A 13,465-nucleotide genomic window follows, 5' to 3' on the forward strand; every position below is an offset into this window, starting at 1 on the left:
ACACCAACACAACATTGATGTCACGCAAAGCGACGAAACGTTACCGGGAAAGGCTCACTCTGTAGAGATTTGCTGGTGTTGCCGGGTATTCCGGCAGCGGAGCGAACCGGTCGCCCGGGGTTGATCTGCGGTCTTCGGGCATTTTCCCCGATGGGCGCGTCACGGTCCCGGTGCCGCTGGGTCGGGACGCGGCGGCCTAGGCGGTCGGCGTGTTCCGTGGATTTGCCCGCCCGGCCGCCCGGCCGTCGGTAGCCGTCGGTGGATGCTCCGGCGCGTCCATCCCGGATGCGCGGGTTGTTCCGAGTACGCAGGCCGCATCGGCGCTCCCTCGCCGCGTCGCCCCCGCGCGGGGGGGAGTGTCGAGCACTTCTCGGGCAGCCCGAACAGGCCGCCCCCCGCGCCGCGGCGGCGGGGTTCGGGGTACCTCCGCGGGTGATCGGGGGAGGGGCTCTCCCCTGTCGCCGCGGTCGAGGGGGGTGCGGCTTTGGCGTTGCCTACGTCACCATGAACCAAAAGTGCTGCCTACACTTGCATCGCAAAGATTGAGCGACCTAGACTAATGAACTGTGAACGACGGGCAGGCTTTAACCGAAGGCTCGGCGGCGAAGGATCGCTGGAGGGCGCTTCGGGGCGGCCCAGCCCGCCGTGACACCCGAAAAATGATCAAGATGAGGGAGGCCCTTGTGAGCACCTACCTGTGGGACCCGTTCGCGGCGCTGGGACGGATGGACCGGGAGTTCGACGAGATCGTTCGGCGCGCGTGGAGCCCGCGGCGCCCGGCGCTCACCGGCCGCTCCCAGAGCGTGGAGTTCGCCGTTCCCTCGGTCGACGTCGTCACCGAGGGCGAGGATGTGCTGATCAACCTCGAGCTGCCCGGCGTCGACGTGGAGCACGACGTGGTCGTGGAGATCGACCGCGGTCGGCTGGTCGTCCGCGGCAAGCGCGATGGGCGGCGCGAGCAGGAGCGCGCCGGTCGCGTCCACCGTGAGCGCTGGTCCGGTAGCTTCCGCCGGGAGTTCCAGCTCCCCGAGCGGGTCGACGCCTCGCGGATCTCCGCCGGCTACGAGCGGGGCGTGCTGACCGTTCGGCTCGCCGGTGCGGCGGCCGAGCCGAAGACGACCCGCATCGCGGTCACCGCCGCGAGCGGCGACCACGAGTCCGACCACGACCACGACCACGAGTCCGCGAGTACGCCGGCCGAGTGACGGTCCATCCGGGGTGCGAGTCCCTCCGCAGCCCGGATGCGCCGCGGCGTCGGGCCCGGGCGGAGGTCGTCCCGAGCCCGGCGCCGGCGTCAGCGGCGGCGCGGCGACTCGCCGGTGGACGACGACCGTCCGCCGCCCGCGCGGCCTGCCGAGCCGCGGCCCGACGGCGGCGGCACCATCGGGCCCACGTCGCCGTCCGGGGCGGTGTCCAGGTCGACGATGACGGGCGCGTGGTCGCTGGTGCCGGTGCCCTTGCGGGCCGCCCGGTCCACCCACACCGCGCGCACCCGGCCCGCCACGTCGGCGGAGGTCAGCGTCAGGTCGATGCGCACGCCGAAGTTCTTCGGGAAGCAGAGCTGGCGGTAGTCCCAGTAGGTGTAGACGACGTCGTCGGGCCAGCGGGCACGCAGGACGTCGATGAGACCGGCTTCGGTGAGCTCCCCGAGCGCGGCGCGCTCGGCCGGCGTGACATGCGTGGCGCCCGCGAACGCCGCCACATCCCACACGTCTGCATCCGTCGGAGCGATGTTGAAGTCGCCCAGGGTCATCAGCGGGCCCCGGGTCACCTCCGCGGCGACGACGTCGCGCAACGCGGCCAGCCAGGACAGCTTGTATGCGAAGTGCGGGTCATCGACGGTGCGCCCGTTCGGCACGTACAACGACCAGATCCGGATGCCGTCGCAGGTCGCGGCGACCGCGCGGGGCTCGGGGCCGGGGAAGCCGGGGCCCCCCGGCAGCCCCCGCACGACGTCGTCGAGGCTGCCCCGCGACAGGATCGCCACGCCGTTCCACCGGCCGTCGCCGTGATGGGCCACCCGGTAGCCGCGCCGGAACAGGTCCTCGTCGAACAGCTCGAGGAAGGCGTCGTCCGACAGCTTCGTCTCCTGCAGGCACACCACGTCCGGTTCGGCGCGGTCCAGCCACTCGATCAGCCGGGCCTGCCTGGCCTTCGCGGAGTTGATGTTCCACGTCGCGATCCGCACAACTGTTCACGGTAGTCCCGTACCGTGACGGCCCCGCGGGCGGCTCCCGCTCGGCGTGTAATGCTGCTGCACGTGGACGGCGAGCACTCGGCGGTGGGCCGCCCCTACGTCATCTGCAGCTGCGCGATGTCGCTGGACGGCCGGATCGACGACGGCTCCGACGCGCGGCTGATTCTGTCCAGCCCGGCGGATCTTGACCGGGTCGACGAGGTGCGCGCCGGCTGCGACGCGATCCTCGTCGGTGCCGCGACCGTGCGCCGGGACAACCCCCGCCTCGCCGTGCGCGCCGAGCATCGCCGGGCCGCCCGGGTCGCCGCCGGCCTGCCGCCGACGCCGGTCAAGGTGGTGCTCTCCGGCGGCGGCGATCTCGATTCGCGCTCCCGCGTGTTCGGCACCGACTCGGTCGAAACCCTCGTCTACCGGGGCGCCGGCAGCGCGGCGCCACCGCCGTTCTGGTCCGCCGCCCTTGTTCCCGGCGGGCGGGTGAGCGTCGTCGACCTGCCTGGTCGGCCGCTGGTGGACGTCGCCGCCGTGCTCGCCGACCTCGACCGCCGGGGCGTGCGCCGCCTGCTGGTCGAGGGGGGAACCTCGGTGCACACCGCCTTCCTCACCGCCGGGCTCGTCGACGAGCTGCACCTCGCCGTCGCCCCGTTCTTCGTCGGCGAGCCCGACGCGCCGACGTTCGTCGGCCCCGGGGCGTTCCCGCAGGACGTCCACTCCCCGCTGCGGCTGGCCGAGGTCCGACAACTCGACGATGTGGTGCTGCTTCGGTATCTGGTGCCGACGTCGGCCTGAGCGTGCCTCGTCCGGTTTTGTGCGCGCTCTGTCGGGCATCGCTTCATCCGGATCAACCGATCCCATGGTCCGCGGGAGTGATCACTGTGCCGGTGCAGACCGGCGGTCAGGCCAATGGCGCGGCGCGGCAGGCCCGCCACAGCCGGACCGTCGACATCGCCGCCCGCATCCCCTACGGCCAGTGGCTGCTGACGTTCTGCGCCATCGGCCTGGCGCTGTTCGGCATCTACTCGTTCTTCGAGGCCCGCTACCGCAAGCTCTGACCGGCCGCCGCCGCGGGCGGGAAAGGCCGCCTGGGCGACCGGTCTGGCACGGTAGCGTGGGTGGTGCCCAAGCTGCTCGCCGACATCTCCCCGCTGCGTGAGTATCCGGCCTATCGCCGGCTGTGGGCGGGGGAGACGATTTCCTCCCTCGGTTCCCAGATCACCGCCACCGCGGTGCTGCTGCAGGTCTTCGCCATCCCCGCTCGTCGTTCCAGGTCGGCCTGGTGGCACTGGTGCCGCTGGTCGGCGGCGGGCTGTTCGGCGGCGCCATCGTGGACGCGGTGGATCGCCGTCGCCTCGAGATGATCACCTCTGGTGGGCTGGCGGTGGTCTCGGCGGCATTCCTGCTGCTGACGCTCGCCGGCGCCGTCGACGACGCCGCCTGGCCGCTGATGTGCCTGGTCGCCGTGCAGTCCGCGCTGCTGGCCGCCGACCAGCCGGCACGCCGGGCGATGACGCCGAACCTGATCCCGCTCGAGCACCTGCCGGCCGCCAGCGCCCTGGCCCAGATCGGCGGCACGGCCGCCGGGGTGTTCGGCCCGCTCATCGCCGGCGTGACGGTGGCCGCCGGCGGCTTCTCGGTCGCCTACGCGATCGACCTGGTCACCTTCGCCGTCCCGCTGTACGGGCTGGCCCGGCTGCCGGCGATGCCACCGCGCGGCGGCGGGCGCGGCGCCGGGGTCGCCAGCGTCGCCGAGGGGCTCCGGTTCCTGCACGGTCAGCCGGTGCTGTTGATGACCTTCGTCGTCGACCTCATCGCGATGGTGTTCGGGATGCCGCGGGCACTGTTCCCGGCGCTCGCCGAGGGCCGTTTCGGCGGGGGGAGTGCGACGGCGGGCGCGATGTACTCGGCGGTCGCCGTCGGCTCCCTGCTGGCCGCCGGGCTGTCCGGCCCACTCGGCGGGGTCCGCCGCCAGGGGCTCGCGGTGGTGGTCTCGATCGAGTTGTGGGGCGGGGCGATCGTCGGCTTCGGCCTGGCCCACGACATCGCGCTCGGCCTGGCGTTGCTGGCGCTCGCGGGCGCCGCCGACATGGTCAGCGCCATCCTGCGCAACGCGATCCTCAACGTCGCGACCCCCGACGAGATGCGCGGGCGGCTGCAGGGCGTGTTCCTCGTCGTCGTTACCGGTGGGCCGCGGCTCGGGGACCTGGAGGCCGGCGGCGTCGCGGCGGCCACCTCACCGGTGTTCTCCGTGATCAGCGGGGGGCTGGCCGGCATCGGCTGCCTGCTGCTGGCGACGGCCGCGGTACCCGCGCTGATTCGCTACGACGCGAAGGCCGTCGTCGCGCAGGCGCAGGCCCGGTCCTCGCAGCCGCCCCCGAAGCCCGATGCGGCTCCCTCGACCGGCACACCCGGTGGGACCGCCCCCTCCGGCGGGACCGACGCGCCGCAGGTGCCCCGGCCCTCCGGGGGCGCCGCGCGGGACACCCTCGATCCGAGCGCCTAGCCCGCCCCGGACCGGTAAGCGGCGAAGGTCAGCCAACCGGCGAGTGGCAACACGCGGTCTCGGTATCGTCGAGAGTCGCGTCTTTCGGTAATTGGGCTAGTACAGGTAGTTGCTGGAGGTTGATGGTGGCTGCGTTGACGGCGGCTGCGAGGTGGAGAACCGGCACCAGGCTCCTGCAATTCTCGACCCCCGTGCGGCCGTGACCGTGCCCGGCCGTCAAGCCGATTGGGCCTGCGCGTCTCGTCGGCGTCCGGTGGCACATTCTTTCGGAGCGGAACGTTACGGGATTGTTACTCCGGTGCCGTTCGGTCGACATCGTCCTCCCGTCAAATGTCGGTTGACGCTGGTTCATGTGAGGAGACACGTTGGGGTGGTTCGACCGTGACCGGCACGTCGGGCTCCGGGAGTGCGTCGCTGGCGGAACGGGCTGCCGCCGACGGCACGACCTTCGTCCTGGCGACCTTCGTCGATCTCGACGGCAAGCCGTGCGCCAACTACCTGCGGACGCTGGCGCTGGCGCTGGCGACGACGATGCTCGCCCGCGCCTGCGGCAGGAGCGACGTGCACCGGCTCGAACCCGAGGACCTCGTCGCACTTCCCGTCGAGGCGGCGGCGCTGGCCGGGGTGCCGCTGGCGGGGACCGACCGGATCCCGGGCCGATGACCGTGCAGGCAAGCGTCGACGTCGTCATCGTCGGCGGCGGCATCGAGGGGGCCGCGATCGCCTGGGCGCTGACCCGCAAGGGCGTGTGTAACGTGCTGGTCCTCGAACGGGCCACCATCGGTTCCGGCGGGACGGGGCCGGTCCAGTGGCATCATCCGCTGCCACTACGGGGTGCGCTCGCTCGCCGTGATGGCCTGGCATGGCGTGCAGTTGTTCACCCATGCCGCCGAGATCCTCGGGGTGGCCGACGGGGTCGGCTTCGAACAGGTGGGCTACCTCGTCGGTGTCGGGCCGGGTGACGCCGCGGCGCTGGCGGCCAACGTCGAGGCGGCGGCGGTCGGTATCGACACCCGCCTCGCCGATCCCGCGGAGGTAGCTGAGCTGTGGCCGGCAGCCGACCTCGCCGACTTCGCCGCGTTCGCCTATGAGCCGCGCGGCGGCTACGGCGACGCCCACCGGACCTGCCATGCGTACCTGGCCGCGGCCCGCCAGGGCGGGGTCCGGGTGCGCCAGGGTGCCCCGGTGACCCGCATCCTGACCGCGGGCGTGCGATCGGGGTGGAGCTGGCTGACGGCAGCCGGATCGCGGCCGGCACGGTCGTGGTCGCGGCGGGTGTGTGGTCGGCGGGGCTGGCCGCGGGGGTCGGCGTCGACCTGCCGCTGCGTGCCCAGCGGGAGCAGATCCTGCTGGTGGCACCGGGCGCGCCAATCAAGAATGTGCCGGTGCTGTCCGACCTGGTCGGCCTGCAGTACGTCCGCCCGGAACGTTCCGGCGAGCTGCTGGTCGGCAACAGCGACCACAGCCGCCCGCAGTGGGTCGACCCCGACGCCTATCCCGGTACCGCGGACCCGCAGTACGTGGAGCGCGCCGTCGGCCGGTTCGCCCATCGCTTCCCGGGCCTGCCCGGGGTGGCACTGTCATCGTCCTACGCCGGCTGCTACGACGTCACCCCCGACTACAACCCGATCATCTCGGCGACGCCGGTCGACAGGCTGTTCGTCGCGGCGGGGTTCAGCGGGCACGGGTTCAAGATCTCGGTTGCGGTCGGTGAGCTCGTCGCGGACCTCGTCGTCGACGGGGATTCCAGCCATCCGCTCATCCCCGCCGCCGACTTCCGCCTTTCCCGCTTCGCCGAGAATGCCCCGCTGGTCAGCCCGCACCCCTACGCCGGCGCCGGCCAGATGCGTTGAGGCCGACGCGGAGCAGCCGTCCACGCCGCCGTGCCGGACTGGCATTTTCTGCCGGCCGAACCGGTAGACTCGGCAGTTCGCGGGAGTCCACGGGAGAGACCTGGGCGGCACGCTCGGAACACATGGACCAGATGACGTTCGCGGCGGCTGTCCGCGCGGTCAACGACACCCTGTCCCGCGGGTCGGCCCGCCACGGCGGAACGCCGTGCCCCACGGGGCCGCGAGCGATCCAACGCAGCGTCCTCGTCGCCTGCGATCTCGGGTGCTTCGACGACGCCGTGCCCCTGCTGGAACGGGTCGTCGACCGCCTCGACCGCCTCGACCGGCGGGGACCGGCCATCCCGCACGGCTACCTCGTCCGGGCGGTGCGCTCGGCCCTCGGTGAGCTGCGCCGGGACCGGCGGCGCGCGCACGGCCTGCAGCAGCGGCCCGAATGCGTGCCTGACGCCGGCTGGGCCCGCGAGGCGCTGCCCGATCCCGCCGACCGGGCCCTGCTGGCGCACCTGATGACGTGGCTTGGCAGCGATGTGCCCGCCGGCGCCGGCGTCGGCTGGCCGCTGCCGGCCTGGGCCGACCGCTACGGCACCACTCCGGCCGAGATGGCGGCCTGGATCCGCCGGGTGACGGCCGCGGTCGAGGCGTCCTCGCCCCGGCGCCATCGGCGCTACCTCGCGCGGCCACTGGCCGACAAGGGGCCTGTCGTGCCACCGTTCAGCGCCTTCGCTGGCTGCGGCGCGCGGCTCGACGAGCCCGCCCGGGACTCCGGCGGGTGGGGCGGCCCGGGTGGCCGGTGCGCTCGGCCGCCGTCGACCCGGCCGCTGTGGGAGGCGGCCGGGGACGCGGCACCGGCCGCGGAGTCGGTGCGGCTGGAAGTCGCCGGCTATCGGATCACCGGGCCCGCCGCGACCGTCGCCGGACTGCACGGCACGGGCGCCGTCGCGGTGCGCGCGCTGCGTGCGGCGCTGGTCGAGGAGTTCGGGCCGGCCGCCGCGCGGGCCGATCACGACGACCTCGCCGCCGCGCTGCGGCGCACCGCTCAGCCCGCGACGCCGACCGCCGACGGGGCCGAAGCCGGTGACGCCGGTGTCCGTGACGCCGGTGTCCATGACGTCGGTGGTGATGGCGTCGGCGGTGTCGGTGATGTCGGGATGGCGGCGGGTGAGTCCGGCGGCACCGTGGCTGCCGGGTCCCCGGTGCTCGCAGCCTGAGCCCCACCCGCGACCAGCGCCGCGAACGGGTCGCTCAGCCGGGCCTGTTCGGGGACCAGCGCGCTCACCGGACGGTCGCCCGCGAGCCGGCGCAGGGCGTCGAACGCCGCGTCGACGGAGGCGTCGAAGTAGGCGTCGAGGAAACGTGGATCATCCGCCCGCAGCACCGAGCCGTCCGCTGCGCGCGGAGCGGGCGCGGGCACGTGCAGCAGCCGTGGATGCGGCGCGAGCAGTTCACCCCAGGCCCGGCTCTGCGCGGCCAACTCCGCCGGTGCCGCCCCGGACAGCGCTGCGATGATCTCGATGAGCTCCGGCTCCGGCACCATCATGATCACTCGCACGTCGGGCCCCGCGTCCCCGAGCAGCCGAGCACTGGGCGCAGTCGGCCCCGGCGGTTCGGTGAGCACGTGCGCCCAGACCCGGCGCGGCGAGTTGTCCGGGCGCCGCAGCCAGTCCTGCATGATCTCGTCGGCAAGGGCGAAGTCGAGCCGCGCCCCGCCGTGCACCGACCGGGCCGCGTGGGCGAAGCTGCCCAGACCCCAGCCGAGCGCCTTGGCCAACAGCGCCGCCACCGTGTAGGAACTCGTCCACTGCAGGCCGGTGACGACGACGCCCTGCGCACCGACCCCGGGCGCGTCGGTGGGGGCGTGATGGGCCGTGGGCTCGTGCGGCGCCGTGAAGCGGTGGACGATCAGCGGCGGCAACGGGCCCACGGGCAGCCCCTCGACCAGCAGCGGTGTGGCGTCCCAGCTCGCGGCGGTGCGCTCGAAGACCTCGGCGAAGTCGCGTTCGGCGTCGGCCCGCTCGCTGATCGCGTCGACGCGCTCGAGCAGGACGTGGTCGGCGAAGTGGCAGCGGTGGCGCCGGCCCCGCCAGTGCGGCCGCACGGTCACCGACCACCGGCCGCCGGGGGCCGCCGCCGCGAACAGCGCGCCGCCGGTGGTCCGACCCTCCTGCGCGCAGCGGGCGCGCAGCTGCTGCTCCCGCTCCTCGGCCTCCTCGGCCCGGCGGACGAGTTTGCTGATGGACGGGCTGCGCAGGCCGTAGGCGGCGAGCATGTCGCTCTCGTGGGCGCCGACGGCCCGGGCCAGCTCGATGATCGCGTGCGCCGGGACGGTCGTCTCGTTGCTCAGCCAGCGGCGCAGCTTGTGGGTGCCCTGCAGGCCGAGCGGGCCGACCACCCGCTCGGCGAGCGCCGGCAGGCTGATCTGCTCGCGGTTGAGCGCCGTCTTCATCGCGTCCGCCCAGCGGGCCTGACGTGGATCGGCACCGATCCGCGTCGGCAGGCTGTGCGGCTGGAACCGGCGCGCCTGCCGGCCGGAACCCCGCCCCTGCGCGCCCCTGCCGTTCACCGGATCCGCCCCACCCCTTCCAGTCACCCCTCCATGGTGACCGATACCACCGATTCGCCGTCCTACGGTTGCCGGGTATCGAACAAACTGTAACTATTCATTTACCTCTTGCAAGGATGGCGGAGGTGGAGTAGGCACTTTCCGCCCGTGGGACGCCCGACAGCGGAGCCGTCCCCTGACCGATGACGGTCGACTTTCGGACATGTCGCGGAAGGAGGCCGGAAAATGACCCTCGCGCGGGCACACTATGGTGCGTCTGGCGATCGAGGGAGAGCGCTGGTGGCTGGGACTGCTCTGCGCGTCCACACCCCTGCGGGGGAGGTGACGCTCACCGGCGACGCTCCTGTCGTGGTGGGGCGGGCCCGGGCCGCGGATATTGTGATCAACGACGGGGGGGTGTCGCGCCGGCATCTGGTGCTGCGCCCCTCGGCGGTCGGCTGGCGGGTGGAGGACATCAGCGCCAACGGGCTGTGGTGCGACGGCCGGCGGTTGGGCGACGTCGACATCGTCGGCGAGCTGCGGCTGCGTCTCGGCGCCGCCGATGGCCCGGAGGTGGTGCTCCTGCCCCGACCGGTCCGGCCGGCCATCCCGCCGACGGCTCCGACGGGCGGGCCGGACGCGGCGGCCATCTCCGTCGAGGACCTCGGGGCCTTCGCACCCACGTCGGTCACGTCGGCGCCGATCGGCGGGGGAGTGCCGGGGCAGCCCCCCGGGGCCGGCCGGGGCTGTGTCGGGGGCGTCGGGGGGCCTGTCGATCGATCCGGTGACGGCGCAGAGCGCGATCGTGCGCGACCGGCGTCGCGTGCATCCCCTCAAGCCCGGCCAGATGCGGATGGGGCGCTCCCGCGACAACGAGATCAACGTCGGGGACCTGCTCGCCTCCCGTCATCACGCCGAGCTGCACATCTCGCTCGGCGGGGTGGAGCTGGTCGACCTCGCGTCCGCGAACGGCACGTTCGTCAACGGTCACCGGATCAGCCGGGCCCCGGTGATGCAGCGCGACGTCATCGCCATCGGCCACCACCTGTTTCAGCTCGAAGGCAGCTCGCTCGTCGAGTACGTCGACTCCGGGGACGTCGCCTTCGAGGTCCAGAACGTCTCCGTCTGGGCCGGCACGAAGCAGCTCATGCACGACATGACCTTCCGGCTGCCCGGTCGGTCCCTGCTCGGCGTCGTCGGCCCCAGGGGGCCGGAAAGTCCACCCTGCTCAACGCGCTCACCGGCTTTCGGCCCGCCGACCGCGGCTCGGTGCGCTACGCCGGCCGGGACCTCTACGCCGAGTACGACGAGCTGCGCCGCCGCATCGGCTACGTGCCCCAGGCCGACCCGCTGCACGACCAGCTCACCGTGCGCGAGGCCCTGCTCTACGGCTCCGAGCTGCGCTTCCCGGCCGACACCACCGCGGACGAGCGGCGCGCCCGGGTCGAGGAGGTCATCGGCCAGCTCGGGCTGTCCGCGCACGCCGACACCCGGGTCTCCCGGCTCTCCGGCGGGCAGAAGAAGCGCACCAGCGTCGCGCTCGAACTGCTCACCCGCCCGTCGCTGCTCTTCCTCGACGAGCCGACCTCCGGCCTCGACCCGGCCAACGACCAGTCGGTGATGGAGACGCTGCGCGGCCTCGCGAAGGGTGGCGGCGCGGGGTCCACCGACGAGAGCGGCCGGACCGTCATCGTCGTCACGCACAGCGTGCTGTTCCTGGACCTGTGCGACTTCATCCTGGTGCTCGCGCCCGGCGGGCACGTCGCCTACTTCGGCCCGGCGGACGGGGCGCTGCGCTTCTTCGGCAAGCAGGACTTCCGCGAGCTGGAGGCCACCCCGGGCGAGCAGATGGCCGCCCGCTTCCGGGCGTCGGAGTTCTTCGTACCCTCGGCGGTGGTGGCGCCGGCGGTGCGCAAGGCGCCGCCGGAGCTGCCCAGCGTCCGCCAGCAGCCGGTGCACGCGCAGCTTTCGACGCTGACCCGACGCTACTGGCGGGTCGTCCTGGCCGGCCGGTCCTACCTGCGGCTGATCATCGCCTACCCGTTCCTGCTCGGCATCGTGCCGCGGATACTCAAGGCCCCCGACGGCCTGGGCCCGTTACCGCAGTCACCGAACCCCGACGCCACCAAGGTGCTCGTCGTGCTGGTGCTGTGCGCCTGCTTCATGGGGATGGCCAACTCGATCCGCGAGATCGTCAAGGAACGCGCGATCTACCGGCGGGAGCGGACGATCGGGCTGTCCCGCACCGCCTACCTCGGTTCCAAAATCATCTTGTTGACCGCGATCACCACCGCGCAGTGCCTGGTCTTCACGCTCATCGCGGTGGTGGGACGCACCCCGCCGCAGGCCGCCGTGCTGGTTCGCCGCTGCTGGAGTGCCTGCTCGCGGTGATCGTCGCGGCGCTGGCGTCGATGATGATCGGCCTGTTCGTCTCCACCCTGATCGACAACGCGGACAAGGCGATGCCGATCCTCGTCCTGGTCACCATGGGCCAGCTCGTGTTCTCCGGCGGCCTGACCTCCATGACCGGCCGGCTCGTGCTGGAGCAGATCAGCTTCCTCGTCCCGGCCCGGTGGGGATTCGCGGCGCTGGCTTCCACCGACGACCTCAACGTGGTGAGCAAGCTCGGCAACCCGACCCTGCGCACCGACCCCCCCGACCGGCTCTGGGAGCACAGCGCGGGCACCTGGGCGCTCGACATCCTGATCGGCGTCGTGATCGGCGTCGCCGCACTGGCGCTCACCACGGTCATGCTGCGCCGGATCGAGCCCAAGGTCACCCGGGCGGCGGACGCCGCGCCGGCGCCCGGAGCGGCCGGGCCGCCCGGATTCGGGCCCGGTTCGATCCAGGGCCAGCCGCCCGCGGGCCGGATGCCGCTGCACGGCTGACCGGCGAGGCGTCGCCGACGCCGCCCAGCCCGCGCCCGCCGACGAGATCGGCGACCTCCTCACACCAGAAGGCCAAACCGCACAGCTGGTAGGTCAGCGGGCCCTTGGTCAGCGCGGGGCGATTGTGCTCGAACAGCACGTGCCCGGCGACCTGCACGGCCCAGCTCGCCGCGAACACCGGCAGGCCGATCCTGGGCCGGACGAGCACGACCGGCAGGGCGAAGGCCACCCCCGGGATGCCGACCAGATGGCTCAGCCGGATAGCCCGCCCGGTGTGCTGGGACCGGTAGTACGCCATCTTCTCGGCGAACGGCGCCGCACGGTCCGGCACCTCCTCGCTGGCCAACCTGGATTTCCGCGTGCCACGCCGGTTGTTCATCACCGCCCAGCTCCTGCCGGCCGATCGTCTGGCCACATCCACCGAAGTTGCGGCGTGGGGGCTGCCGCCTTCAGGCGGCGGAGGAAACGCCGCCCCGTGCCGGAACGCCACCATCGTTCGCACATCCGTTCTGATAGCATGGTGGTTGTGCCTAGAGGATTGCCGCGCGAGTCGCTGAACCTTCGCGTCCCGCCCGACCTCAAACGGCAGATCGAGGAGTACTCGGCCGAGATCGGAATCTCGATCAATGCGGCGGCGATCGTGCTTCTCACCGAAGGACTGCGAGCGGAGCGGAGGCGGCAACGGTGAGCCGGTACCGCCTCTACCCGACCGCCGAGCAGGTGCCGGTGTTGGATACGCACTGCGCACACGAACGGTTCCTGTGGAACCCGTGCGTCGAACAGCAGTCCTACTTCACCCGTGGCGGTGTCCGCCCGCCCGGACATGCCGAACGGAACCGGCAGTTGACCGAGGCGCGGGCCGCGTTCGACTGGCTCGCCGCCGGCTCGGTCAACGTCCAGCAGCAGGCGCTGCGGAACTTCGACCAAGCCATGAAGAACTTTTTCAACGGCTCGCACCGCAAGCCTGATTTCCGTAGGCGCAGCCAGTCGGACGGGTTCCGTGTCGTCGGGAAGGACTTCCGCGTCGGCAAGCTGAACCGGAAATGGTCCCAGTGCTGGGTACCAAAGGTCGGCTGGGTGAAGTTCCGCCGGACGCGTGATGTCCCCGACGGCGCCAAGTCCTACCGGATCATGCGGGATCGGGCGGGCCGCTGGCATGTGGCGTTCGCGGTCAAGCCTGAGCCGATCGAGGCGCCGGGCACAGGTGAGGTTGTCGGCGTCGCCGGGGTGTGGTCATCACGGCCGCCTTGTCGGCTGGGAAGATGCTGCACTGCCCGACCCTGACGAAGCGGGAACAGGCGAAGCTGTGCAAGGCCCAGCGCCGGGCAGCCCGGGCGCCGAAAGGCTCGGGCGCGAAGCATGCCGAGTACGGCAAGGCCGCGAAGCTCAAAGTCCGCGAGGCCGATATCCGCAAGGACTTCGTCGAGGAGGCCAGCACCAGCCTGGCTCGCCGTTTCGACCTGATCCGCTTCGAAAACCTGAACATCGTCA

General features: G+C 72.5%; 12 protein-coding genes and 3 pseudogenes. 13 read left to right on the forward strand and 2 right to left on the reverse strand.

Annotation, left to right across the window (positions count from 1 at the left end; translation table 11 throughout):
* The first annotated feature begins 668 nt into the window (after positions 1–668).
* Positions 669–1,205, forward strand: a complete 537-nt coding sequence (locus tag G6R25_RS14530; protein ID WP_419469364.1) for an Hsp20/alpha crystallin family protein — start codon at positions 669–671, stop codon at positions 1,203–1,205.
* Between the two features lie 89 nt (positions 1,206–1,294).
* Here the strand turns inward: G6R25_RS14530 and G6R25_RS14535 are convergent, their stop codons facing one another.
* On the reverse strand, positions 1,295–2,188 hold the full coding sequence (locus G6R25_RS14535; protein ID WP_163553392.1) for an exodeoxyribonuclease III: 894 nt from the start codon (positions 2,186–2,188) through the stop codon (positions 1,295–1,297).
* A gap of 60 nt (positions 2,189–2,248) precedes the next feature.
* Here G6R25_RS14535 and G6R25_RS14540 point away from each other — a divergent pair, with 60 nt between their 5' ends.
* From G6R25_RS14540 to G6R25_RS31575, 9 genes and pseudogenes are all read left to right on the forward strand, one after another.
* Complete coding sequence (locus tag G6R25_RS14540; protein WP_163553393.1) at positions 2,249–2,983, forward strand: RibD family protein; 735 nt, start codon at positions 2,249–2,251, stop codon at positions 2,981–2,983.
* Positions 2,984–3,060: 77 nt separating this feature from the next.
* Entirely contained in the window at positions 3,061–3,246 is a 186-nt protein-coding gene (locus G6R25_RS14545) for a DUF1206 domain-containing protein (protein WP_205447135.1), read from the forward strand.
* A 60-nt stretch (positions 3,247–3,306) separates the two neighbouring features.
* A complete protein-coding gene (locus tag G6R25_RS27150) occupies positions 3,307–3,552 on the forward strand; it encodes a hypothetical protein (RefSeq protein WP_235948468.1) in 246 nt (81 codons plus the stop codon).
* Positions 3,471–4,694, forward strand: a complete 1,224-nt coding sequence (locus tag G6R25_RS14550) for an MFS transporter (RefSeq protein WP_235948470.1) — start codon at positions 3,471–3,473, stop codon at positions 4,692–4,694. Before G6R25_RS27150 ends, G6R25_RS14550 begins: the two co-directional genes overlap by 82 nt.
* A gap of 381 nt (positions 4,695–5,075) precedes the next feature.
* Entirely contained in the window at positions 5,076–5,357 is a 282-nt protein-coding gene (locus G6R25_RS27155; protein WP_163553391.1) for a hypothetical protein, read from the forward strand.
* On the forward strand, positions 5,354–5,656 hold the full coding sequence (locus tag G6R25_RS31570) for an FAD-dependent oxidoreductase (protein ID WP_268904147.1): 303 nt from the start codon (positions 5,354–5,356) through the stop codon (positions 5,654–5,656). The genes G6R25_RS27155 and G6R25_RS31570 overlap by 4 nt, the downstream gene beginning before the upstream one ends.
* Positions 5,547–6,547: pseudogene (locus tag G6R25_RS29695) on the forward strand (NAD(P)/FAD-dependent oxidoreductase). Before G6R25_RS31570 ends, G6R25_RS29695 begins: the two are co-directional and overlap by 110 nt.
* A 131-nt stretch (positions 6,548–6,678) precedes the next feature.
* On the forward strand, positions 6,679–7,755 hold the full coding sequence (locus G6R25_RS14565) for a hypothetical protein (RefSeq protein ID WP_235948471.1): 1,077 nt from the start codon (positions 6,679–6,681) through the stop codon (positions 7,753–7,755).
* 1,577 nt (positions 7,756–9,332) lie between these two features.
* Positions 9,333–11,974: pseudogene (locus tag G6R25_RS31575) on the forward strand (ATP-binding cassette domain-containing protein).
* Here the strand turns inward: G6R25_RS31575 and G6R25_RS14575 are convergent.
* A complete protein-coding gene (locus G6R25_RS14575; RefSeq protein ID WP_235948477.1) occupies positions 11,862–12,320 on the reverse strand; it encodes a DUF962 domain-containing protein in 459 nt (152 codons plus the stop codon). The pseudogene G6R25_RS31575 and the gene G6R25_RS14575 sit on opposite strands and share 113 nt — an antisense overlap.
* A 180-nt stretch (positions 12,321–12,500) precedes the next feature.
* On the opposite strand from G6R25_RS14575, the gene G6R25_RS14580 reads away from it, so the two are divergent.
* The 3 genes and pseudogenes from G6R25_RS14580 to G6R25_RS25250 form a co-directional block, all read left to right on the forward strand.
* Positions 12,501–12,662, forward strand: a complete 162-nt coding sequence (locus G6R25_RS14580; RefSeq protein WP_161983050.1) for a hypothetical protein — start codon at positions 12,501–12,503, stop codon at positions 12,660–12,662.
* Complete coding sequence (locus G6R25_RS14585) at positions 12,659–13,258, forward strand: RNA-guided endonuclease InsQ/TnpB family protein (protein WP_205447136.1); 600 nt, start codon at positions 12,659–12,661, stop codon at positions 13,256–13,258. Before G6R25_RS14580 ends, G6R25_RS14585 begins: the two co-directional genes overlap by 4 nt.
* A pseudogene (locus tag G6R25_RS25250) lies at positions 13,237–13,465 on the forward strand (RNA-guided endonuclease TnpB family protein); the annotation flags it as partial. The gene G6R25_RS14585 and the pseudogene G6R25_RS25250, both read left to right, overlap by 22 nt.

Origin of the sequence: Candidatus Frankia alpina, from assembly GCF_902806485.1 — a bacterium.
Classification (GTDB): domain Bacteria; phylum Actinomycetota; class Actinomycetes; order Frankiales; family Frankiaceae; genus Frankia; species Frankia alpina.